This is a genomic window from Streptomyces sp. CG 926, from assembly GCF_003148825.1.
Taxonomy (GTDB): Bacteria; Actinomycetota; Actinomycetes; order Streptomycetales; family Streptomycetaceae; genus Streptomyces.
This window is the reverse complement of record NZ_QGGZ01000013.1, coordinates 56,229-77,718: the sequence shown is the minus strand read 5'-3', so window position 1 is coordinate 77,718 and position 21,490 is coordinate 56,229. Positions and strand designations below refer to the sequence as shown.

18 protein-coding genes and 4 pseudogenes are annotated in these 21,490 nt (G+C 69.9%); 10 read left to right on the top strand and 12 right to left on the bottom strand.

Going from position 1 to position 21,490, the window contains the following annotated elements; genetic code table 11:
* Positions 1–13: 13 nt before the first annotated feature.
* On the bottom strand, positions 14–238 hold the full coding sequence (locus BCL76_RS30565) for a hypothetical protein (protein ID WP_109782594.1): 225 nt from the start codon (positions 236–238) through the stop codon (positions 14–16).
* A gap of 114 nt (positions 239–352) precedes the next feature.
* Between BCL76_RS30565 and BCL76_RS30560 the strand changes: the two genes are divergently transcribed.
* Complete coding sequence (locus BCL76_RS30560) at positions 353–691, top strand: ArsR/SmtB family transcription factor (RefSeq protein WP_109782593.1); 339 nt, start codon at positions 353–355, stop codon at positions 689–691.
* 9 nt (positions 692–700) lie between these two features.
* On the opposite strand, the gene BCL76_RS30555 is transcribed toward BCL76_RS30560, so the two are convergent.
* Entirely contained in the window at positions 701–916 is a 216-nt protein-coding gene (locus BCL76_RS30555; protein ID WP_109782592.1) for a hypothetical protein, read from the bottom strand.
* Positions 917–1,840: 924 nt separating this feature from the next.
* Here BCL76_RS30555 and BCL76_RS30550 point away from each other — a divergent pair.
* Both BCL76_RS30550 and BCL76_RS30540 read left to right on the top strand, forming a co-directional pair.
* Positions 1,841–3,283 carry a PepSY-associated TM helix domain-containing protein gene (locus BCL76_RS30550; RefSeq protein WP_109782591.1) on the top strand — a complete coding sequence of 481 codons (1,443 nt, stop codon included), beginning with the start codon at positions 1,841–1,843 and terminating at the stop codon, positions 3,281–3,283.
* 802 nt (positions 3,284–4,085) lie between these two features.
* Complete coding sequence (locus tag BCL76_RS30540) at positions 4,086–4,814, top strand: DUF1775 domain-containing protein (RefSeq protein WP_109782589.1); 729 nt, start codon at positions 4,086–4,088, stop codon at positions 4,812–4,814.
* A gap of 31 nt (positions 4,815–4,845) precedes the next feature.
* Here BCL76_RS30540 and BCL76_RS30535 read toward each other — a convergent pair whose 3' ends face one another.
* Positions 4,846–6,756 (bottom strand): copper resistance CopC/CopD family protein, encoded by a 1,911-nt coding sequence (locus BCL76_RS30535; RefSeq protein WP_109782588.1) that lies wholly within the window; start codon positions 6,754–6,756, stop codon positions 4,846–4,848.
* Positions 6,757–7,071: 315 nt separating this feature from the next.
* On the opposite strand from BCL76_RS30535, the gene BCL76_RS38635 reads away from it, so the two are divergent.
* Complete coding sequence (locus BCL76_RS38635) at positions 7,072–7,575, top strand: hypothetical protein (RefSeq protein WP_146228447.1); 504 nt, start codon at positions 7,072–7,074, stop codon at positions 7,573–7,575.
* Here BCL76_RS38635 and BCL76_RS30525 read toward each other — a convergent pair.
* Positions 7,575–7,835, bottom strand: a pseudogene (locus tag BCL76_RS30525) (hypothetical protein); the annotation flags it as partial. The gene BCL76_RS38635 and the pseudogene BCL76_RS30525 sit on opposite strands and share 1 nt — an antisense overlap.
* A 233-nt stretch (positions 7,836–8,068) precedes the next feature.
* Between BCL76_RS30525 and BCL76_RS30520 the strand changes: the two are divergent.
* Complete coding sequence (locus BCL76_RS30520) at positions 8,069–9,190, top strand: PASTA domain-containing protein (protein WP_109782585.1); 1,122 nt, start codon at positions 8,069–8,071, stop codon at positions 9,188–9,190.
* A 642-nt stretch (positions 9,191–9,832) separates the two neighbouring features.
* A pseudogene (locus BCL76_RS30515) lies at positions 9,833–10,255 on the top strand (FAD binding domain-containing protein); the annotation flags it as partial.
* Here the strand turns inward: BCL76_RS30515 and BCL76_RS30510 are convergent.
* Together BCL76_RS30510 and BCL76_RS30505 are read right to left on the bottom strand one after the other, a co-directional pair.
* A pseudogene (locus BCL76_RS30510) lies at positions 10,227–10,346 on the bottom strand (SDR family NAD(P)-dependent oxidoreductase); the annotation flags it as partial. The pseudogenes BCL76_RS30515 and BCL76_RS30510 overlap by 29 nt on opposite strands.
* Positions 10,347–10,687: 341 nt before the next feature.
* Positions 10,688–10,942 carry a hypothetical protein gene (locus BCL76_RS30505; protein ID WP_109782584.1) on the bottom strand — a complete coding sequence of 85 codons (255 nt, stop codon included), beginning with the start codon at positions 10,940–10,942 and terminating at the stop codon, positions 10,688–10,690.
* 777 nt (positions 10,943–11,719) lie between these two features.
* On the opposite strand from BCL76_RS30505, the gene BCL76_RS30500 reads away from it, so the two are divergent.
* Complete coding sequence (locus tag BCL76_RS30500; RefSeq protein ID WP_109782583.1) at positions 11,720–12,241, top strand: peptidylprolyl isomerase; 522 nt, start codon at positions 11,720–11,722, stop codon at positions 12,239–12,241.
* A 285-nt stretch (positions 12,242–12,526) separates the two neighbouring features.
* Here BCL76_RS30500 and BCL76_RS40050 read toward each other — a convergent pair.
* The 6 genes and pseudogenes from BCL76_RS40050 to BCL76_RS30470 form a co-directional block, all read right to left on the bottom strand.
* A pseudogene (locus BCL76_RS40050) lies at positions 12,527–12,704 on the bottom strand (IS256 family transposase); the annotation flags it as partial.
* 354 nt (positions 12,705–13,058) lie between these two features.
* Positions 13,059–14,093 (bottom strand): RCC1 domain-containing protein, encoded by a 1,035-nt coding sequence (locus tag BCL76_RS30490; RefSeq protein ID WP_109782582.1) that lies wholly within the window; start codon positions 14,091–14,093, stop codon positions 13,059–13,061.
* The gene (locus BCL76_RS30485; RefSeq protein WP_109782581.1) at positions 14,086–15,510 is read right to left on the bottom strand and encodes a hypothetical protein; all 1,425 of its coding nucleotides are present in this window, start codon (positions 15,508–15,510) and stop codon (positions 14,086–14,088) included. Before BCL76_RS30485 ends, BCL76_RS30490 begins: the two co-directional genes overlap by 8 nt.
* Positions 15,507–16,451, bottom strand: coding sequence for a hypothetical protein (locus tag BCL76_RS30480; protein ID WP_146228446.1), 945 nt, complete (start codon positions 16,449–16,451; stop codon positions 15,507–15,509). The genes BCL76_RS30485 and BCL76_RS30480 overlap by 4 nt, the downstream gene beginning before the upstream one ends.
* Positions 16,448–16,966 (bottom strand): hypothetical protein, encoded by a 519-nt coding sequence (locus tag BCL76_RS30475; RefSeq protein ID WP_109782579.1) that lies wholly within the window; start codon positions 16,964–16,966, stop codon positions 16,448–16,450. The genes BCL76_RS30480 and BCL76_RS30475 overlap by 4 nt, the downstream gene beginning before the upstream one ends.
* Positions 16,967–17,856: 890 nt before the next feature.
* Complete coding sequence (locus BCL76_RS30470; RefSeq protein WP_109782578.1) at positions 17,857–18,822, bottom strand: pirin family protein; 966 nt, start codon at positions 18,820–18,822, stop codon at positions 17,857–17,859.
* Between the two features lie 105 nt (positions 18,823–18,927).
* Between BCL76_RS30470 and BCL76_RS30465 the strand changes: the two genes are divergently transcribed.
* The 3 genes from BCL76_RS30465 to BCL76_RS30455 all read left to right on the top strand — a co-directional run bounded on the left by BCL76_RS30465 (position 18,928) and on the right by BCL76_RS30455 (position 21,407).
* Entirely contained in the window at positions 18,928–19,305 is a 378-nt protein-coding gene (locus tag BCL76_RS30465) for a tetratricopeptide repeat protein (RefSeq protein ID WP_258309984.1), read from the top strand.
* Positions 19,306–19,366: 61 nt separating this feature from the next.
* Positions 19,367–20,572, top strand: coding sequence for a methyltransferase (locus BCL76_RS30460; protein WP_109782577.1), 1,206 nt, complete (start codon positions 19,367–19,369; stop codon positions 20,570–20,572).
* A 28-nt stretch (positions 20,573–20,600) separates the two neighbouring features.
* Entirely contained in the window at positions 20,601–21,407 is an 807-nt protein-coding gene (locus BCL76_RS30455) for a MerR family transcriptional regulator (RefSeq protein WP_258309983.1), read from the top strand.
* Positions 21,408–21,490 lie beyond the last annotated feature (83 nt).

Here is a 21,490-nt window from a genome sequence, read left to right as displayed (position 1 = left end):
GGCAGGTCGGCCGCTATCCGTCGGCCTGCCCGTCCCCGGCCGCCCGCCGGGCCGCCTCGGCGCACCCCGGCGGCTCCGACGCGACGGAGCTGTCCTGGGTACCGGTGTACGGCACGCCGTGCATGAGCGCGAAGCCCAGGCGAAGCTCCTCGTCGGACAGGGCGGCCATGGCTTCCGTCACGATCGCGCACATCCGCCGACCGTCCGGGTTCACCCACTCACGCTGGACCCACCGCACCACGATTCCTCCCCATCGGCGAAGGACAGGCAGACTACGTACCTGGCGCCCGGCGGCGCCAGACACAACCAGTTCACCACTGCATGAATTCAGGATCCCCTGTACTGTGGGGATGTGCTGACCACCGACACGGACATCGAGGCGCTCGCGCGGTTCGGCCGCGCGCTGGCCGACCCCATTCGCTGCCGCATCCTGCTCGCGCTCCAGCAGGAGCCCGGCTACCCCTCGGACTTCGCCGATGCCCTGGGGATCTCCCGCACCCGCCTGTCGAACCATTTGGCCTGCCTGCGGGACTGCGGTCTGGTCGTCGCAGTGCCCGACGGGCGCCGGACCCGGTACGAACTCGCCGATGCCCGCCTCGGTCACGCGCTGGGAGACCTGAGCTCCGCGGTGCTGGCGGTCGAAGCGGACCGGACGTGCGCGACCGCCGACACGAACGCCTGCTGCGACTGAACGCCGCAGCTAGGCCGACACGACGGCGTCGAGCCGTCCCGCCTTGGCCTCCTCCACGAGCGAACCGAACTGGTCGGCACTCATCTCGACGCGCTGCCCGAAGTCGTCGGTGATCACCACACGCCGATCGGCCGGCGCGGACTCGTCGACGAACAGCTGCGGGCAGCCGCAGTCGCACTTGCCGCAGAAGGTGGCTATCGGTGTCAGGGAACTGCTGTCGGCCATCACACGTACCCTTCGCTTGCTGTCCGTTGGCGTTGCGAACCGTCACGCCCCTTGCACGAGTGGGCATGCCCACTCGGCAGGACGGACAAGCCACCCGGCGCGCCTTCGCACGGAGCGGGTGAACCGTTGCTGCATTCGTCGGCCGTTTTGGGCAGCCGCGGCCGCGCGAGCAGAAATGCCGGAAATGGCCGGATAGTTTGCGTGGGTGAGTGGTCCGGAACTCTGGTTGAGGCAGGCCCTCAACGGCTTGCTCGCCTCCGGCGTTTGCCTTGCCCTGGGATTGGTGAGCCACATCGCGGCGGGCGGGCAGCCACCGGATGCCACCGGGTACGGATTGCTCCTCGTAGCCGCCGCCGTACCGTGCACCGCACTCTGCGCGACCCGCCACCGTACCTTCGCTCGCACCGCCATGGCCCTCGCTGCCCTCCAGTACGGCCTGCACCTCGCCCTCCACGCGCTCACCACCGGACCCCACCTGACGGCATCGGGATCCTCGGCGCACACACGTCACGCCTCGACGGGTCATCTGGCCGAAGTCCACTCAGGTATGGATGCGATCGGCGAGAGCGGCATGCCCACGATGAGCTCGGCGATGGCGCTGGCTCACGGGCTGGCCACGCTGGGGGCCGCCCTGTACGTCATCTACGGGGAGGCGCTGCTCCGCCACCTCGCCGCTCTGCTGCTGCGCCCCGTACGCCTCGCCACCCCACGCCCGCTCCTCCCATCGCCGAACACCGACCGAGCCCCTCACTCCCCACCCCTGCCCGCCCGCTACGGCGTACGTCTCGCCACCCTCCGTCCGCGAAGAGGCCCTCCGGTGAACGCTCCTGAGCTGCCACTCCCCCTGGCAGCTCCCCTCACCGAGACCGACTTCGCCGCATGCGCACCCGACCCGGCTACGCGTGCCTCCACCGGAGGACAGACATGTCTTCGACCATCGAGCACGTTCCGTCCAGAGATTCGGCCCCCGCCCCGGAGCCATCCGGACGAACTCGAAAGGGCCTACGGGCCCTGCTGGTCCGGCTCCACTTCTACGCAGGGGTGTTCGTCGCCCCGTTCCTGCTCACCGCCGCGCTCACGGGGCTGGCCTACACCGTCACTCCCCAACTCGACCAGCTCGTCTACGGCGACCGCCTGAGCGTCGCGAGGGTGGGCGACGAGTCCCGCCCGCTGGCGGAGCAAATCGCCGCCGCACGCGCCGGTTACCCCGACGGCGCTCTGGCCTCGGTCGTCACCCCGGCCGAACCTGATGCGACCACTCGGGTCGTACTGGCCGTCCCCGGTCTCGGGGAGAAGCAGCGCACGGTCTTCGTCGACCCTTACACCGCCCGGGTCCAGGGCGATCTGACGACGCGGTTCGGGAAGACACCGCTGACCACGTGGCTGGACGACCTGCACCGCAACCTGCTTCTGGGAGAGACGGGGCGGCTCTATTCGGAGACCGCCGCCAGCTGGCTGTGGGTGCTCGTGGCCGGTGGACTCGTCCTGTGGATCGGCCGCAACCGGAGGAAGGGCATGCGGCGTGCGCGGTCCCTGTTCCTCCCCGACCGCACCGCCCGCGGGGTGCGACGTACGCGCAGTCGACACGCCGCGACCGGGATCTGGCTCGCCCTCGGCCTGCTCTTCCTCAGTGCCACCGGCCTGACGTGGTCCCACTATGCGGGCGACCGGTTCGGGCAGTTGCTCACCGCGGTCAAGGGGCGTGCGCCGGAGTTGGACACAGTGCTGCCCGAGCCCCAGCAGCCCCCTCGTACGGAAGGCGGCGAACACGCCGGGCACTCCCAGCACGGCGCGACACCCGCGGGTCTGACGGGAGATCCGGCGGATTTCGACGCCGCGCTCGCGGTCGCCCGTGGCGCCGGCCTGAGCGGCACGGTCACGGTGACACCACCACGCGATGCCTCGCGTGCCTGGGTCGTGGCTCAGACCGACAACACGTGGCCGGTCCACTACGACCAGGTGGCCGTGGACACCTCCAGCGGCGAAGTCACGTCCCGCACCAGGTGGGCCGACTATCCTGCGCCGGCCAAGCTGAGCAAGCTCGGTACGCAGGCGCACATGGGCGTCCTCTTCGGGATCGCGAACCAGGTCGTACTGGCCGCGATCGCCGTCGGCCTGATCCTCATCACCGGCTGGGGATACCGCATGTGGTGGCTACGCCGGCCCTCCCGTGAAGACCGTGCGGCCCATTTCGGCAAGGCACCCGCCCGCGGTGCATGGAGGGGGCTGCCGACGCCGGTGATCCTTGCGGGCGTCCCGGCCGTTGTCGTGCTCGGCTGGGCCCTGCCGGTCCTGGGATTGACCCTGGCCGCGTTCATCGTCGTTGACGTGTCGGTCGGCCTCCTTCGAGGAGGCCGTACCACCTGACCAGAAGCCGTCCCCGACACGGAAAACTGCTCCTCAATTGACAGTTGGGGCTCGTGGGCAGCGGTGCCCGGTGGATGATGAGCCGGACATGACCGGAGCCCCAGCAGGGATGCGCTCGCGTCCGCAGCCCGAGCGGCCGAGCGGACGGTGGCTGCGGGCCGCCATGTTCGTTCTGCTCAGCTCGGTGTTGGCGGCCGCGGGCCATCCCCTGGCCTCGGGAGACCCGGTCGCCTGGCGGCGGATGGCCGGCGGAGCGGTGTGCGTGTCCGCCCTGTCATGGCTCGTTGCAGCGAGGTCCCGACCTTGGTGGCACGTCGCCGCGGCCACAGGAGCCGCTCAACTCGTCCTGCACCGGGCCCTGTCGGCGCAGCAGCCGGTCCACCACGAACATGACGGGGCCCACAACGCCTTAACGCACATCGTGCGTACGGCGCACCACAGCGCGTGGGTGATGACGGCGGTCCATGGTGTGGCCGCCGGCGTCATGGCTGTGCTGATGTACCGCGCGGACCGGGCGCTCAGCCGCCTGCCGGAGACGGTGGGCCGCTGGGCGCACAGGGCCGTTGCGGCCGCCGCTGCGGCGCTCGGTGACCTCTGCCGGTCGCGGCTCCGTCCGTACCCTCGAACCCACCGCCTCCCGCTCGATGTTCGTACCCCCCGGCCGCTGGTGAGCACGATGCTCCAGGACACAGTGGTCCGCCGGGGCCCTCCCCTCCGATGTGCAGAAGACGATCCCCTGATCCCGGCGGGCTGAACGGTCACCCCAGAGGCCCGCTCCACGTACCGAGAGGGTTCCTTCAGCATGCACACCTCGCACCATCACCCCCAGCTCCGCCGCCTCGGCCTCGCCGCCGTCGGCGCGACGGTGCTCCTGGGCCTCGCGGCCGGACCGGCGGTCGCCCACGCCGAGGTCTCCGCCTCCGAGCCGCGCGCCCTCGCCGAGAACGTCACCCTGTCCTTCACCTCCGAGGCGGAGTCGGACACCGCAGGCATCACGGAGCTGCGCGTCGTTCTCCCCGAAGGCATTGCCCCGGACGCCGTAGCCCTCAAGGAAGCGCCAAAGGACTGGAAGTTCACCGCCACCCCCGATGGGTACAGCGTCGGAGGGGCGGCGCTGGCAACCGGCACCGACGCCGAGTACAGCATCACGGTGCGCCAACTGCCCGACGCGAAGTCCCTCGCGTTCAAGACCCTGGAGACCTACAGCGACGGCAAGGTCTCCCGGTGGATCGAGACCCCGACGGACGGCCAGAAGGTCGACAACCCGGCCCCGATCCTGAAGCTGCAACCCGCCGCGCCCGGCGCCAAGCCGATCGCCCCGAGCCCGTCACCCACACCGACGCCGAGCGCCCCGAGCGCGCAGCCGTCCTCCGCCGCTCCGCCGGCGCCCACCCCGGCCCCTGACACGCAGAAGACGGCTGCGGAGGATTCGGAAGGCAACACGGGCATCGTCGTGGCAGCGGTCGCGGCCGTCGTCGTTCTCGGCGGTGCGGGCGCCTTCTGGTGGACGCGCCGAGGCCGCCAGACCTGACCGACCGACCGGTGCCGGGGCGACCGGTGGACTACTTCGCCGGTCGCCCCGGCACCGGCGTGATGTCGACGCTCCCGCGCACGGTGACCTGGTCGATCTCACTCGTACGCACCGTGATGTTCAAGGTCCACTCGCCGGGCATGGGCAGCTGCAGGTCGTAGACGGCCCAGAACCCCTTCTGATCCTTGAGCTTGGCGTCGATCGGCCCGATTCCCAGCTTCTCCTGTGTGAGCGAGAGCCGGAGTTCGGGAACGCTCGCGAGACCACCGTCGGCGCTGAACACCACGGCCTCGACCGTGTTCTCCCCGACGCGTCCAGGTGCCAGGGTGACCTGCACCTTGCCCTGGTGGCCGGGCTTGCCCATGTCGAAGGGCACCGTGGCCACCTTGGCTTGCGGCTCCTGCGCCGCCGCTGCCACCGCAGCCGCGATCTCGCCCTCGGCACGGCTGGGCTGGGTGCCGGTCAGCAGGGTGGACAGCGCCAGGACCACGACGCCGAGCACCGCCTCGACGGCGACGGTCCGGCGCAGCCGGCGCCGATGTGCGTCGACGTCGGGCACCTCTCCGCCACCGGGCGCATCGGGCACGCCACCTTGATCCGTCGCTGCCCGAGCCGCCGGAGCCGCCGGTGCCCCAACGGTCGCCTCCACCAGCTCGGGCTCCCGTACCGTCCGCGTCTCGACGGCCGGAGCCGTCTCGTGCAGGAAGCGGGCGGTCCAACGGCGCGAGAACGACGCGACCCACAGGACGAGGACCACGACAGCGACCTTCACGACGAGGGTCTTTCCGTACGACGTGGTGGTCAGCGCACCCCAGGAGCCGACCTGCCGCCAGGACTGGTACACGCCCGTGCCGACCAGCACGGCAACGGCAGCGAATGCCAACGTGGAGAAACGGCCGACGACAGAAGCCGGAACCACACCGCCACCCGAACCCGCACACCGAAGGACGATCACCAGGGTGATCAGGCCGCCCAGCCAGACCCCCATGGCCAGCAGGTGAAGCACGGCGACGGGCATGGCGAGCGGCACCTGGATGCCGGCGGAGGCGTGCTCGGCGGCGGCCCAGGTGAACGCCAACGCCACGGCGAGTACCACCCCGGTCCAGCGGACACGCGTTCCGATGCCTCGCGGTTCGGCTCCATCGCCTTGACTCCGCATCCGGACGGCACACCACTTGAGCAGCACGGCAGCGGCCGCCAAGAGCACCAGCCGGACGATCAGCGCAAGCCCGGGCCGCCCGGCGGCGGTTCGGCCGAGCTGTGACAGGTCGAACACCGAGGTCAGGCCGCCGGCCGTCTCGTACGGGCCGCGCAGCAACAAGAGCGCGACGGTGGACGCCCCCAACACGATCCACCCCGAGGCCAGCATCCGGCGCACCCCACGAACCGCACCCGCATCCGACCAGCAGACAGCGACGAAAGCAGCCGCTCCGACCAGGAGCCCGAGCCCGCTGTAGGCGACGTAGCGGAAGAGTCCGTACAGACGGCCGACCGCCGAGTCGTCCAACGAACCGTCCGGCACCACGGCGGCAGTATCGGACGGCTTGCCGATCGAGAAGACGAACGCACCCGAGATGGGATGGCCGTCAGCGGAGACGACCCGCCAGGCCACCGTGTAGGTGCCCTCGGACAGCCCGTCCGACAACTGCACCCGCGCCGTGTTGCCCTTGCCGTCCACGTGCTCCGCTGGGGCCGGGTTCACCCGCTGGTTCTCCGGCGAAAGCACCCGCACCGAATCCTCGGAGAAGGTCACGGACTCGGTGAAGGTGAGCGTGACCTGCCGCGGCGCCTCCTTCAACACGCTGCTGTCGGCGGGGTCCGAGCCGCTGAGACTCGCGTGCGCAGAAGCCGAACCCGCCCCTCCGACGAGCAGGGCGAATACGGCGGCGAGCAACGCCAGTACGGTCAGGGAAGTCCGGGCGGGCGACAGTACTGGGCGCATGGGCAGGCAGCCTCCGAGGATGCTTCAGCGGCACCGCCCGACAACGTGCTGATCCAGGCAGCGGCAGCGCGGTTCGCGCACGGAGATCTGGACGATAGTGGCGCCGACTCACCCTGGGCTTTTGTTGAGCAACTTCCGCTAAAGAGAACCGGAGAAGGCCTCAGCGGGGCAGGCTGACCACCCTCGCACGCCTTCGCCGAGATCCGACCGTCAGACTCCTTCACGGCCTTCACACAGAATGCAGGGCGGCGGTCCTCTTCGAGGCCTCGGTGCGCAGTCGGAGACCAGGGGTTCACACCCACGAGAGGGCGTTTCATGGTCCAACTGTCCCACCCGGCCCTTGCTCGACGTTCCGGCGGTCCACTCGTCCGCGCGCTCACCAGCACCGCTCTGACGGTTTCCTGCGCCCTGCTGATCGGCGGCTGCGCTGGAGGCTCCGCGCCCGATGCAGCGTCGTCCGTCGGCGGCGCAGAAGCCGACACCAGCCCAAGTGCCGCGACCGCCCCGCCCAGAACCGTGCAGCAGCTGGCCGCAACGGTCGGCTGCACGGCCGAGCTCACGACGAACGCCGCCGATTACCGCCAGGCCACCTGCAAGACCGGCGAGGCGGATTACGTGCTCCTGGATTTCGACACCGCCGAGGGGCAGCGCGCCTGGCTGGACTACGCGCAAATGTACGGCGGCGTCTACCTGGTCGGCGACCGCTGGGCGCTCTCGGCGAAGTCCAAGGAGTACATGGAGTCTCTCCGCGCCACGATCGGCGGCACCGTCGAGGAGAAGAGCTCTTACGGCGCCGCTCCCACCCCGAGCAATCGGTAGCCAGAGCGCCAGCAGACCCAGACGGAGGGCAGTGAATACGGATGTGGCCCAGCGGTGGCGATCGCCTCGTCGGTAATGGAGGTGCCGTCGCCCCGGGCCAGCACTTCGCCGACGCGTGAGCGGGCGATGACCCACTCGTTCCACTCCCGCTCGGCCACATCCAGCTCGGCGTGGGTGCGGTCGGCCTCCTGCCGCAGCTCGTCCACGCGGCGGTGAGCGGTGAGCTCACGCTGCTGCAGCAACCCCACGACCGACGGCATCCCCGACCTCCATCCAAGCGACGACACGACACGTCATCAGCCGCGGGACCGCCGACCTATACCTGACCAGCGGAAGCACATCCATCATGCCCGGAAAGACACCACTCACCCTCTCGCAATGACCCGCTGAGACAAGACGTCACGGCCGGGAGGCGCCCCTCCCGGCGGATGGTCCGTATGCCGGGCGGAACAGAACTCGCTCGCCGTCCTCGCTACTATCCGGCAGTCAAGCGATGCTTTCTGTCACCGAGGAGTCTGCAGTGGCCTACGGCCAGCCGCCATATCCGTACACCCCTCCGCCTCCGCTACGCCCCTGGTGGCAGACCTCGGGAGCCCGCCTCGCATTCATTGGCGCGGCGGCCGTCATCATTGCGATCGTCGAAGCGCTGGGCATCCTCTTCATGTTCGCGTCCATAGCCATGATCTGGATCAGCACAGGTGGGTTGAGGCATCCCTGGAGGGTGTGGCAGCGCATCGCCGCAACGGTCGGCACCCTGCTGCTCTGCCTGATCGTGGCGGGCATCGCGCACCCGGTGAAGAAGAAGGACGACGCGAAGGCTGCGGCGACGCCCGCGGCAACCTCCGTGTCAAAGGTACCGGAGACGCCCGCACCGGCGGCAGCGCCGCAGCTGTCGGACTACACGGGCAAGGCTCTGAGCGAGGCACGCAAGGGCGCCGAGGCGGCCGGGTACACGGTCGGCAATCGTGATGCCTCAAGCGAGTCCCGCGGGGTCGTCCTGGCAGCGAACTGGACTGTCTGTTTCCAGAAGGTCTCCGACCTGGCCGACGGGAAGAAGGGCGTCGATTTCTCCGTAGTGAAGGAGGGCGAGCCGTGTCCGAAGGAGGACGGTGGTGCGCTGCCGTGGCCGGTGATGCCGGACGTGGTGGGCGCCACGTACAACAAGGCGATGGCGGATCTCAAGGCGGCGGGTGTGCCGCTGGACCGGGTGAAGCTGGAGGACGTCTACCTGGACACGGACACACCGACTGCGGAGCAGGCCGCGAAGGACGGGGAGGAATGGCACGTCTGTTTCCAGGACCCGGGCAAGGATGGCAAGGTCACGTCGACCACGACGGTCCGTCTGGACCTGGGCAAGTGGAGTGACGCATCTCTGGTGAAGAAGTGCCCGGCGGCGAAGGGCACCACCTACCAGATCCCGGCGAACGATCCGGACTACAAGCGTCCCGGTACCTCAACGGGAGATGACGACTCTTCGACCTCGGGCGGGTCGACCGGCGGCGGTGCGAAGACCGTGAACCCCGGGTCGTTCTGCTCGCCGGCAGGAGCGGTAGGCACAGCCAACGGGAAGACCTACACGTGCAAGGGACCAGGTCAGAACCGCTGGCGCCAGTAGCCCCTGCCCACTCGAAGCCCCTCCGTCCACCTGGCCGGAGGGGCCTTCTTGCCTCCGGGCTAGCCACAAGTAGCAGCTACTCTCACGGCGTGGCGGGGGCCAGGCGCGGATTGGAAATGGCATGGCCCCGGGGAACCGTGGCGGTCGCCGGCATATTGCCCCAGAGTGCGGCTGAGGCGCCGGACCTGATCCGCGCTGCCCATGTCGGCACGGACTGAGCCCCCCGACACCCCAGGGGGTGGGCAGCCGCCGGTTTCAGCTGCGGAGCCATCCGTTCTGGCGCCCCTGACACTCCAGATCTTCCTGCTCAGCCGCCAGCTGTCCCTCGAGCGTAGGCGCCGGTGTTGGTCGCCCCGCCGCCTGCCACAGCACGGACAGTTAGGTCGACACGCTGGTGCACCGGCCTACGATCCTGAACTGCTGATGAAGGCTGCGACGGCGAGCCGACGAGAACGGCGAATGCGGCAGAACAGGCCCTCAGCACCAGCGTCTTCAGTTGAAGCATGAAGGAGCGCACCACGGAAGTGGTGTGCGCCCTGTACGCGCCCATCTACTTACGGCCAAAATGCGCCTGCCGAAGGCCTTTGGCCGGAACGCCACGTACCCACCGTCAAGTCACCGGGAAGCAGGTCGGCTGTCGCGATGCTGCGCTCACCCACGTCCATGTCCGAAGCACAGGAGTGCATGACTGAGGGAGCGGTGCCGGTGGGCGGCGCCACCCTGGTGTGGGCCACCTGGCAGCGGGACGGCTTCCCCGCCCACGCCATGTCGCTACGCGATCTCCCGGAAGCGAATGAGATCGGGCCCGAAACCTTGGGCTCGGCCGTGGTACTGAACCGAATCGACGAGCGGGTGCCCGAAGTACTGCGCAAGGCCGCAGCCGGGGTGGGAACCGGAGCCGTGCGCAGGACGGCCACGGTCGGTGGCAACCTCGTCGGCAGCACGCTGCGTTGCCTGCTGCCTGCGGCACTCGTCCTAGACGCCCATGCCCTGATCCTCGAACCCGACGGCGTCCACATCACCGACCTGACCGAAGTGTGCGGCCGTGCAGCAGCACGGTGGCGCCGGATTCGGCGAGCAGGCGGGCGGTCTCGTAGCCGATGCCGGTGGTGGCGCCGGTGACCATGACGGTCCGGCCGGACAGGAAGGAAGGCATGAGTGGTTCCTGAAGAAGGGCATGGCGGCGCGAGGCCCTGGAAGCCGGACCACAGCCATGCGGTGAAGTTGATTGCGGGCCCCGGGGAAGTCCGCCCCTCGGCCCGACGGGCGCTAGCTCAGCGGCAGGTGAACAGGGTGCTTCCCCGGCGCCACCTGATTCGGCGGCCGGTCGTCGTAGCGCGAGCCGGTGTTCACGTCATCCATCCAACTGGCTTGCGTCTGAGCTCTCAAGGGCTCTGACAGCCCCTTGACGAAGCATTGATGGATTGCGGTCCGGCAGGGGGCAGCTGGTCCTGCACCCCGGCCCGGTGAACACACGTCGGGGGTGCAGGCCGTTCCTCAGCCGAATTCCGCCAGCCGGCGCCGAAGCCCGAGCGCGGTGAATCCGGCCGTCAGTAGCAGTGTCGCGACGGCCGCGGGCACCCGCGTCGTGAGCGCCCCGCGGCCTTCCCGGACCGCGAGGTCGAATTGCTTCTGGTTGATGGCGGTGACCTCGTCCAGTGCCTTCATCCAGTCCCCGAAATGGGCGTTGGAGGTGTCCGACGCCCAGCCAATGCAGAAATCCGTGGCCGCTTTGGTCTTCCCCTCCGCCACCAGCCTCCGGAACGTCCGGTCGTCACGCTGACGAGGGAGCCTGCTCCACCTTGTGCATTATTGGCGTACATGAAGCGTACGAGGTCTGTCAGATGCGGGTAGAGCAGCGAGAGGGCGGGCTCCAGAATTACCACGTCCGTGCCGCCCTCGGTCAGGACGATCACAGGAGCATGCAGGGCTGAGGCCTCGCGTATTTGAGTCAGCGCATCGACGCAAATTCGGTTCAGCTCACTGTTCTCACCCACCAGGTCGGGGTCATCCGCGTGCAGGATGAACTTCACCCCAGCGTCCGGCTGAGCCATGAGAGCGGCCAGCAGGGCGAAGGCAGGTGCCGTGTGGTCGAGGAGGCCAAGGAACCAGGAGAATCCGCCTGGCTTTTGAGGCAGACCGTCTGGGCCAGCAGTTACGGCCGCAAGCCAATCATCTGCAGCGCTCGCGCATCGGGCGGACCGCGACGGTGGCCGTAAGCCGGCCCGTTTGGTTCCCACACAGGTCGCCGCATAGGTGCAGTGGGAGAAACCCTCGGACGGCAGCCACTCCGCGGGACCCTTTCGCCCCCGTACGCCGAACTCCTGAAATCCGACGGAACGAACCGCTACCAAACGCTACAGATTCGCTCGCCTGGGTTACCTTTGGCTGCCGGCCGACCACCGGCATCCCAACGCCTTGCGACTCCTTCCGGATGCAGGTTTTCGGTCTCCGCGTCTCCACTCCACCGCGGGTCCCGGCCCACCGGACACCGCGTCAGCACGGCATACAAGAGGAGAGACCCCGTTCATGGCTGAGACCCTGTCAGCGACCCTGCGCACCACGCTCGGTGACATCGTCGTGCGGCTCTTCCCCGAGGCCGCACCCAAGACGGTGGCCAACTTCGTCGGGCTCGCCGAAGGAACCCGCGAATGGACCCACCCGGAAACCGGCCGGAAGAGCACTGACCCCCTGTACGACGGAACGGTCTTCCACCGGGTCATCGACGGCTTCATGATCCAGGGCGGAGACCCCCTGGGCACCGGCACCGGCGGACCCGGCTACAGGTTCGAGGACGAGTTCGCACCCGGCTTCGCCTTCGACCGGAAGTACCTCCTGGCCATGGCCAACGCGGGCCCCGGCACCAACGGCAGCCAGTTCTTCATCACAGTCGCCCCCACACCCCACCTGAACCAGCGCCACACCATCTTCGGCGAGGTGACCGAGGGCCAGGAAACCGTCGACAAGATCGCCAAAACCGACACCGGCCCCCGTGACGTGCCCCTCAACGACATCACCATCAAAACCATCACCATCACCAGGCAGGACTGAATACCCCAGCCCGTCCCTCCAGTTGCCCGGCACCAGACGTGGCCAGGGGGCGCCTGCACCGGGGCGGGACCGGACCGGCGGACGCACGGAACACACGGCCCGACCGCGCCGAGGACCGCCCCCCGCGGGGCCACGCCTTGTAGGGGCGCGCCCGTCAAGCCAGGCAGCAGCTCGCACCGCGAGGCGATGGCGAAACGGCCGTCGGCTCAGTCGCCGTCACTCGCAGGTCAGCCCTCGGTGTCCGGTGCTTGGTGAAGGTCTGCCAAGAAAATGGCGCGCCCCTCCTATTTGCGGCTCGAAGCCGCCCTCGCGGCCGCGCGGGTCCTCGATCTCGACCCGACCGACGCCGGTCAGCACGGTCTTGGGCCGAACGCAGCTGCTGAAGCAGGCCGCCCTCGCCGGTCAGCTGCAGACCGCCCGCTCGGGCCCGGTCGACCAGCTGCCCGATCAACTGGTCGTCCAGTAGGTCTGCCGCCGCTCAGGCCGGACCTCTTCGACGGCTTCGACCGAGACGGTCACGTCGCTCCGGAGTCTGCCCGGAAGGCGAGGTCACCGACCAGAGACGCACGACCCGGCCGGTGCGGGCAGTGGGAACTCCCGCGATGTCCAGCAACCCATACCTCTCAGCCTCATCGACCGCGAGGCCCCGCGGGTGTCCACGCCTACGCTCCAGCCGGCGGGAAGCGTTGTTCGAACTGCACGGTGTTCGCGGGGTCCGGGGGTTCGCGCCACGATCGCCGAAGCCTGGACAGACCTGGGCGTGGAGCGGCCGCCTGTCCGGTCCGGGGGTGCGGGCAGGCGGCTGCGGGTCACACGGTCACGGTGTGGCGGGTGGGTCTCCGCGGAGGGCGAGGGAGTGGTGGGCGCCTGCCGCGATGGACAGGACCTTGGTGTTGGCGGTGGCGGGGGCGGTGCTCAGGGCGGTGGTGTGGGCTTTCCATTCGATGGCCCGGCCATCGTCGCGCAGGGCCACGATGTGGCCGTTGCCGGCGGCCACCTGGGTGACCTTGGACTGGGCGAGTGCGGGCACGTTCTGGTTCGCGATGCCGGTGCCCCAGGCGTAGGCGCGGCCGCCCACGACGGCGACGGAGAAGTCGCGGCCGGCGGCGATCGCGGTGGCGACGCCGTTGGTGACCGGGGCGGGGATATCGGTCTGTTTCTTGCGGTTGTCGCCCCAGGCGAGGACCTTGCCCTCGTCCGTGAGGGCGAGGCCGTGGTACGCGCCTGCGGCGATCGCGGTGATGCCGGAGTGGGTCTCAGTGGGGAGTTCGGTCTGCTTGTAGCGGTCGTCGCCCCAGGCGAGGACCGCTCCGTGCTTGAGGGCCAGGGAGAAGTACTGGCCTGCGGCGACGGCGGTGACGTCGGTCTTCGCGGCGGGTGGGACCGTCGTGGCGTCGTAGCGGTCGCTGCCCCACGCCACGACCGCCTCGTTCTTCAGGGCGAGGGAGTGCAGGTAGCCGCCGGAGACGGCGGTGACGCCGGAGGAGAGCGTGGCGGGTACGTCGGTCTGCTGGTAGAGGTTGCTGCCCCAGGCGAGCACCTTGCCGTCCCTGACGGCCAGCGAGTGGAAGGCGCCCACGGCGACCGCGCTCGCACCCTTCTGGGCTGCGGTGGGGATGGTGGCCTGGCCGTAGGTGTCATCCCCCCAGCCGAGGGTGTCCCAGTCGGTCACCGCGGCCTGGCGGGGTGACGGCTGGGGCGCTGCGGTGGCCGGGGCGGTGGGGGCCAGGAATACACCCAGCGCACCGAGCGCGGCCAAGGCGTTCAGGACGGGCCGCCGGGTGCGACGGGGCGACACGGCCCGCTCTGCGTTCGGCTGCGTGCGTGGGGGTGTGGGGGTGGTGTCAGTCACGGTCGGCTCCGGCTGCCGGGGAGCCGGCGTCGTTGGGGGTTTCGGCGGAGGGGCGGTTGGAGCGGCAGCGTGCCTGCTCGGCGGCGGTGAGGGGGCCGGTGCGCTGGTAGAAGCGGTCGGCGAGCTGGGGGGAGGGGTAGTCCAGGACCGTGTAGAGGCGCCAGTCCTGGTGGGGGTCTGCGGGGGTGGGGTTGGAGGTGAACCAGCCTTCGGTGCGCTGGCGTCCGGTCTGGGTCTCGATCCAGGAGACTTCGCCGGGGCTGATCTTCTCCTTGACGGTGCGTTGGGCGGTGGGGCTCCAGGCGGGGCTGCTGCCGGAGCCGGTGGTGAACTGGTTGTTCATGTTCGACGGTGTGGCGGCCGTGCTCGCCGGGGGCAGTCCCGCGGCGGCGGGCAGGTCGCCGATCGAGCGGGCGGAGAACTTCAGGGGGCGTTCGCGGTCGAGGGTGGCGCGGGTGCAGTTGATGTATCCCTCACCCGTCTGCCGGGCCGGCTCGTAGTAGGCGAAGGAGTAGTCCGCCTCGGGGGTGAACGCGCACTGGGCGGCAGCCCTGTTGCACTCGGTGACGGCCTGGGCGACGGTGACCTTGTCGTTGCCCTTGAACGCGAGGGAGGGCGGGAGCTCGTTGCTGCGGACCGTCTTGTCCAGCGGGGGCGCGACCTGGACCGCCTTGATGTCGGCGATCATCGCGCCGCAGTTGCCGTTGTTGGTGCCGGTGCCGTTTCCGGCTCCCCACCCTGTGGCGGGGACGGTGGAGGCGAAGGTCAGCAGGGGCTCGTACTGGTCGGCGGTGAAGGTGTAGGTCCGCCCCGTGCGCCAGACACCGGAGCCGAGGACGTTGTACTCCTTGTCCGGATCGGGCTCGGTCAGCTCTTCCTGCACGGTGCCGCCCTCGCCCTGGACCGTGTAGGTCTGCCCCTGCTCGACGGTGCGCGCGGGGCAGTAGATGGAGACGGCGGGGCTGTCGTCGAAGGTGACGGTGACCCTCGCGCCGGGGCGCACTCCCCGCAGCCGCTGCTTGAACTGGTGGGCGGCAGCGTTCTGGCGCAGCATCACCGCGACCTTCTTGTCCGGATGCCCTGAAGCCTCGCCCGAGAAGCGGTACACGCCCGTGGCGGTTCCGGCGCCGTTGTTCGCCGAGGTCGAACCCACCGACCAGCCGCTGACGTTGGCATTGTTCAGGGCGGTTCCGGTGAACGCCGGCAGCGCCAGGTCGCCGTTGATGACTTCGACGGGCTCCGGTGTGGCGCGCCCGGCGAACGCCGGTCCCGCCGGGAGGGCGACCAGGCCGAGGCACAGGGCGGCGACGGCCGGGCGGCGCAGGGCGCGGGAGCGTCTTCTCACGGACGGGCCTTCCGGGGCGGGGACGCGTACGGGCTCGGCGGCGTCGGCATGTGACGGCTCGTGGGCGGTCATGAGGGCTTCCCGTCGAGTTCGACACGCTGCTTGAAGCGGGACCCCTTGGGCAGCTGTGTGGTGGCCGGTGCGGCGGCGGCCCGGGTGGCGGCGGGGGGTGTGGTGGTGGTGTCCTCCAGGCCGGTCTTGCCTGCGGGGCGCAGCTTGAGGCAGGTGTTGCCGGGGACGGTGAAGGTGTCGGCGACGAAGGTGGTGGTGTTGACGCTGGAGGGGCCGTCGACGAAGACGTTGCGCACGCCGAGTCCGCTGCCGGTGGCAACGCTTCCGGCGACGCGCTGCATCGCGGCGCTGGCGCCGAACATGAGGGCGTCACCAGGCTTCACGATGACCTCGTAGGAGGTGGACTCGGTCTGCTGGGTGTTCCAGGACTTGGAGTACGACAGCTTGAAGGCGCCCTCGAAGGCAGCCCGCAGAGTGGCGGAGCCGCCGATGGTGCCGCTGCCGTTGGCGCCGCCCTTCGCGGTGGCCTCGGCGCTCGGGCCCTTGGACTGGTCCGGGGTCTTGAAGGTGCCGCCGGCCTCGCCGCTCACGCCGGCGGTGACCGAGCCGGTGGCGTTCAGCTGGCCCTCGAGGGTGATCTGGCCTGTGATCTCCCCGCCGAGGTTGTCAGAGGCGGAGATCTGGAGGGAGACCTGCCGGGTGACCTTGATGTCTTCCTTGGTGCAGTTGACGACCGCGTTGCCCAGCGATTTCACGGTCGTGTGGTACTCGCTGGACGCCACCCGGTCGACCTTGAAACGGCAGTCCCCGGCGTGCGCGGCGCAGTAGTCGCTCACTTCCTTGACGGAGGTCAGCGGCTTGTCGCCGTTGAAGGCCTGCGCGGCGGACGCAGTCCGGCCGGGGTCGGTGGCCGCAGCGGCGGCGGAGGTGGCCGGAGTGGTGAGTGCGATGACGACGGCGGCGGCGCCCAGGGCGCGGATCGGGCGGTTCATTGTCGTCACGGGTTCATCAGCTCGCAGACGCGCGTCAGTTCGGCAGGGTCGGCGGCGGAGGTCAGCGCGGGGGGCAGTTCGGCGGCGAACGCTTGGCACGCGCCGTCCATGACGGTGGCCGCGTTGTCCGCGGGCGCGGGGTGGACCGCGTCCAGCTGCTCCTGCGCCTTGGTCATGCCCTCCTTCTGCTCCTTGCCGTCGCCGGCGAGGTCGCTCATGCACTCCTTCGAGGTGGGAGCGCACTTCGTGGCCTGGTCCTTGGCAGCGGCGATGTCCTCCTTCGCTTTCGCCTCGTCCTTCTCCACCTGCTCCTTCTGGTCCTCGACCTCCTTCCGGTCCTCCGAGGAGGCCGCGCACGGCTTGGGCTCGCCGCCGGGGCACGGCTCCTCGGCGGGCGGCGGGTCGTCAAAGGCGCGCACGAAGGCGAAGGCCGGGGCGTGGGGGACGGTGACCGCGCAGGTGGCGGCAGCGGCGACGGCCACTGCGAGCGCGGCGATCGTGCGGGATACGGCGATACGTGTCATGCGAGGCACGAACCTTTCCGAACACGGAGCGAACACACGTTCATATGTCGGGCAAATCGCCGCAAACATATGTAAAGGGTTCGTAAGATCCACTACCGCCGCGCCGCTCTCGAAGTGTGATCATGCGACTGAACACCTCTGGCCCATCGGCGCGTTCGGCCACGTGGCCGTCACGGCCACCGCCTCGGCGGCCCGCACGGGCACATACGCATCACGCGAAGCCGCAGCGGGCCAGTCACCTTTGCCGCCGTTCGCCACCCTGACCACCATCCAGGGGCAGAATCCATCCCGCGGACTCCCTGCGCACGCGCCGCTCGGGCGGGAACCGCGCGGACCGCGACAGGCTGCCCGCAGGAGCTTGAGGGGGAACCGATATCTCTAGGCCGGGCCGTTGAGCCGGAGGCCGGCGACCCGTACACCTCCGCGCACGGCCCGGAGATCGCGGGCGCAGAGAGCCGCCCCCGGGAAACAGTGGCCACGAGCACTCACACGGACCCGAGGCCCTTTGGTGCAGGGTCGCACCAGCAAGGGGTTGTCACTTGTGCACAAGGTCGTCCGCGCCGCCATGGATGCACTTCAGTGATGGATCACGCACATCTCGGCCAGGTCGGCCGTCCAGGTCGCAGGAGCCGACAGCGCAGAGACTGCCGCCACTAGCCCTTGCAGGCGAGGCTGCTCGACACAACCCGTCCGATCTAACTACTCGTCAGTAAAGTCAGCAAAAGGTCAGCATTCGTCCGACCAGAGTTGATTACAGGCTGCGACACATGAGACTCCACCACTCGCACCTGCGGCTGATGCGCCGCGCCCGCCGCCCTGTTCTCCGACACCAAAAACGGAAGGCTGGGCACGAGTACCGCACCCAGCCAGGATCCATATAAAACAGCAGGTCAACGCACCCTTCCCCTGGGCTTCAGGTGGGTCGGGGGGAGGGCGGGGGACGGAATCGGAGGGCCGTCGTAGCCCTTGACCTCGCCGTAGCGGGACCCGTTCATCCAGTCTTCGCGGGCCTGCGCGATATCATCGTGTGACCGTCCGATCCAGTTCCAGAACATCACGATCTCCTCCTCGAACGGTTCGCCGCCCAGGAGCATCAGGCCCGCGTCCGAGGTCGCCCGCAGGGGGAGTTCCGTGCGGCCGCAGCCCAGGTAGAGCATCGAGCCCGGGAGGACCGGGACGCCGTCCACGTGGGCCTCGCCCGACATCGACAGGACCGCGTACTCGAAGTCCGGGTCCAGCGGGAGGCGGGTTTCCGTGCCCGCCGCCAGGGTCAGGTCCGCGCCCACGATCGGGCTGTACGCCGTGCCCGGCGAGGTCGCCGTGTCCAGGGTGCCCAGGATGACCGTGGCCGTCAGGCCCGGGGCCGTGACCGTCGGGAGGTCGGCGTGGTGCTGGAAGTGCGGTTCCACGTCGCGGTGGGCGTCCGGCAGGGCCACCCACAGCTGGGCGCCGTGCAGGAAGCGGGCGTGCGAACGCGGGCTCTCCTCCGAGTGGCTGATGCCGCGGCCGGAGGTCATCAGGCCCAGTTCCCGGGGGCGGATCGTCTCCAGGCTGCCGACGCTGTCGCGGTGCAGCACCTCGCCCTCGTGCAGCCAGCTCACCGTCTGGAGCCCCGAGTGCGGGTGCGGCGCGACCTGCATACCGGGCTCGTCGGCGATGTCGTCCGGGCCGTAGTGGTCCACGAAGCACCAGGCGCCCACCATGCGGCGGCCCAGGTTCGGCAGGAGTCGGCGGACCTCGGTGGACTCCCCGAGCTTGACCGTGCGCGGGCTGAGGAGCTCGCGCACCGGTTCGGCCACGACGAAGCCGCGGCCGCCGCAGGCGGAAAGAGCGGGCTGACGATCGAGATTGCTCATGTGCACAACCTAGCCCCGAGCCGGTGGCGGCGGAGAGCGGAATGTTCCATGACCAAGGCGTGTTGGAGGCAGCGGACAGATCACCTGAACGGAGGAAGGGACGCGATGGACCCGATGGACCCGAAGAGCGCGGTGGACGCGCCGACGACGTACCTCGGGCACGGGACGGCCGCCGAGCGCTGGGCCCGCGCCCAGCTCTTCTTCGACGCGAAGGAGTACGCGACGGCCGCCCGCGTCCTGGAGACCCTCGCCGGCGAGGCCCCCGAGCAGCTGGCACCCCGGCTGCTGCTGGCCCGCGCCTACTACCACTCGGCCCAGCTCTCCCGCGCCGAGCGCGAGCTGCGCGCCATCCTGGACCGCTGGCCCGTCGAGGACTACGCACAGCTGATGCTCGGTCGCACCCTGGAGCGGCTGGGTCGGGCCGCCGAGGCCCGCCCGTATCTGCGGATGGCGGCCGCCATGGCGGGCGAGTTCCCCGAGTAGCGCGCCGACCGGCCCCGCGCATGCGGGGTCGGGCCTCCGGCTCGGATAGCCTGGGGCCCATATGAACCGCCTCACCACACCCTTCGGCTCCTACGAGCTCACCCGCTTCCCCGAGGACCCGCGCGACCGGCTCCGTGCCTGGGACGCGGCGGACGAGTACCTGCTGCGCCACCTCGACTCCGGTACCGGTGAGCGGGGACCGGTGGACCTGACCGCCGCCGCCGGCCGGATCACCGTGCTCGGGGACCGCTGGGGAACGCTGACGACGGCGCTCGCCGCGCACCGCCCGACGCAGATCACCGACTCCGCCCTCACCCGCGCCGCCACCGCAGCGAACCTGGACCGGGCCGGCATCGGGACGGCCAAGTCGACGGTGACCCTGCTGACCACCCAGGACCCGCCGCCCGAGCGGATCGACGTCCTGCTGGTGCGCGTACCCAAGAGCCTGGCGCTGCTGGAGGACCAGCTGTACCGGCTCGCTCCGCACGTGCACGCGGGCACCGTCGTCGTCGGCACCGGCATGGTCAAGGAGATCCACACCTCCACGCTGCGCCTCTTCGAGAAGATCCTCGGCCCTACGAAGACCTCGCTCGCGGAGAAGAAGGCCCGGCTGATCTTCTGCACGCCGGGGACCCCCGGGGCGACCCGCCCCACCTCCACCGGGCCGTGGCCGCTGACGTACACGGTGGACGAGGACGCCGGATCGGCCTCCGGTCTGTCCGTCGTCAACCACGCCGGGATCTTCTGCGCCGATCGGCTCGACGTCGGCACCCGTTTCTTCCTGCAGAACCTGCCGACCAACACCGACGGCGCCCGGGTCGTCGACCTCGGCTGCGGCAACGGCGTCGTCGGCACGGCCGTCCAGGCCCACGACCCGGACGCGGAGGTCGTGTTCACCGACGAGTCCTACCAGGCGGTCGCTTCCGCGCGGGAGACCTACCGGGCGAACATCCGCGAGGGCCGGCGCACCGCCGAGTTCCACGTCGGCGACGGCGTCGCGATGCTCTCCCCCGGCTCCGTCGATCTGGTGCTGAGCAACCCGCCCTTCCACTCCCACCAGGCCACGACGGACGCGACGGCGCTGCGGATGTTCGCGCAGTCGCGCAAGGTGCTGCGCCCGGGTGGCGAGCTGTGGATCGTCGCCAACCGGCACATGGGCTACCACACCCACCTGCGCCGGCTCTTCGGCAACAGCGAAGTCGTCGCGAGCGAGCCGAAGTTCGTGGTCCTGCGCGCGGTCAAGCAGGATCGTCCGCGCCCCATGTGACCTGCCGGTACGACCTACACTCTGGCGCGTGAGCAGCCAGGTGGAGAACGGGAACGGTGGCGGAAGCGACGGAAGCGGCGGCACGGGCGGCGGTGGCGGGCGCTACCGCCGGGAGGACGTGGCGAGGGCGGCCGGCGTCAAGGTGCGCAACCTGCGCTACTACCAGGAGCGCGGGCTGCTGCCACCGCCGCGCCGGGAGGGCCGGATCGCCTGGTACTCCGACGATCACCTGACCCGGCTGCGGCTCATCGACGACCTGCTGGGCCGCGGCTACACGGTCAACGGCATCGCCGAGCTGCTGCAGGCCTGGGAGGAAGGCGGCGGCCTGTCCCAACTGCTGGGTCTGGAACGGGAGATGACCCGCGACTGGGTCCAGGAGGAGCCGGTGACGCTGTCCCGGCGCGAGTTGCGGGAGCTGTTCGGTCCGACCGCGACCGCCGAGGACACCCGGCGCGCGGCCGAGCTGGGCTACGTGACGATCGACGGGGATCTGGTCACCTACCCGAACCGTCGGCTGCTGGAAGCCACGCTGACGCTGGTACGGCAGGGCGTGCCGCTCGCGGAGATCCTGGACGCCGGGGAGTTCGTACAGGCGCAGGCCGCCGCGGTCGCCGACCGGTTCGTGGGGCTGTTCCGGCGCTACGTGATCGACGCGGCCGGTCCGGCAGGGCTGGAGGGGCTGGAACGGCTTTCGGCCACACAACTTCAGCACATCACGGCGGCGGTGGCGGCTCTGCGGCCGGTGGCCGGTGAGGTGGTGACCTCGGAGTTCGCGCGGGCGATGGCCCGGCGGGTGGACGCGGAGGTCGCCGAACTCCTGCGTACGGAGCAGTAGGAGTCGGCTCAAAGGGTGCGCTCGCACAACCTTGCCAACCCCCATTGGCACTCTTACATTCAACTCGTCGGTAACAACGGTGC

Excerpts from the sequence above, each read along its gene's own strand:
- BCL76_RS30555 (WP_109782592.1), bottom strand. The coding sequence starts at position 916 with ATGGCCGACAGCAGTTCCCTGACACCGATAGCCACCTTCTGCGGCAAG.
- BCL76_RS30550 (WP_109782591.1), top strand. The coding sequence starts at position 1,841 with ATGTCTTCGACCATCGAGCACGTTCCGTCCAGAGATTCGGCCCCCGCC.
- BCL76_RS30540 (WP_109782589.1), top strand. The coding sequence starts at position 4,086 with ATGCACACCTCGCACCATCACCCCCAGCTCCGCCGCCTCGGCCTCGCC.
- BCL76_RS30535 (WP_109782588.1), bottom strand. The coding sequence starts at position 6,756 with ATGCGCCCAGTACTGTCGCCCGCCCGGACTTCCCTGACCGTACTGGCG.
- BCL76_RS38635 (WP_146228447.1), top strand. The coding sequence starts at position 7,072 with ATGGTCCAACTGTCCCACCCGGCCCTTGCTCGACGTTCCGGCGGTCCA.
- BCL76_RS30520 (WP_109782585.1), top strand. The coding sequence starts at position 8,069 with ATGCTTTCTGTCACCGAGGAGTCTGCAGTGGCCTACGGCCAGCCGCCA.
- BCL76_RS30500 (WP_109782583.1), top strand. The coding sequence starts at position 11,720 with ATGGCTGAGACCCTGTCAGCGACCCTGCGCACCACGCTCGGTGACATC.
- BCL76_RS30485 (WP_109782581.1), bottom strand. The coding sequence starts at position 15,510 with ATGACCGCCCACGAGCCGTCACATGCCGACGCCGCCGAGCCCGTACGC.
- BCL76_RS30475 (WP_109782579.1), bottom strand. The coding sequence starts at position 16,966 with ATGACACGTATCGCCGTATCCCGCACGATCGCCGCGCTCGCAGTGGCC.
- BCL76_RS30470 (WP_109782578.1), bottom strand. The coding sequence starts at position 18,822 with ATGAGCAATCTCGATCGTCAGCCCGCTCTTTCCGCCTGCGGCGGCCGC.
- BCL76_RS30465 (WP_258309984.1), top strand. The coding sequence starts at position 18,928 with ATGGACCCGATGGACCCGAAGAGCGCGGTGGACGCGCCGACGACGTAC.
- BCL76_RS30460 (WP_109782577.1), top strand. The coding sequence starts at position 19,367 with ATGAACCGCCTCACCACACCCTTCGGCTCCTACGAGCTCACCCGCTTC.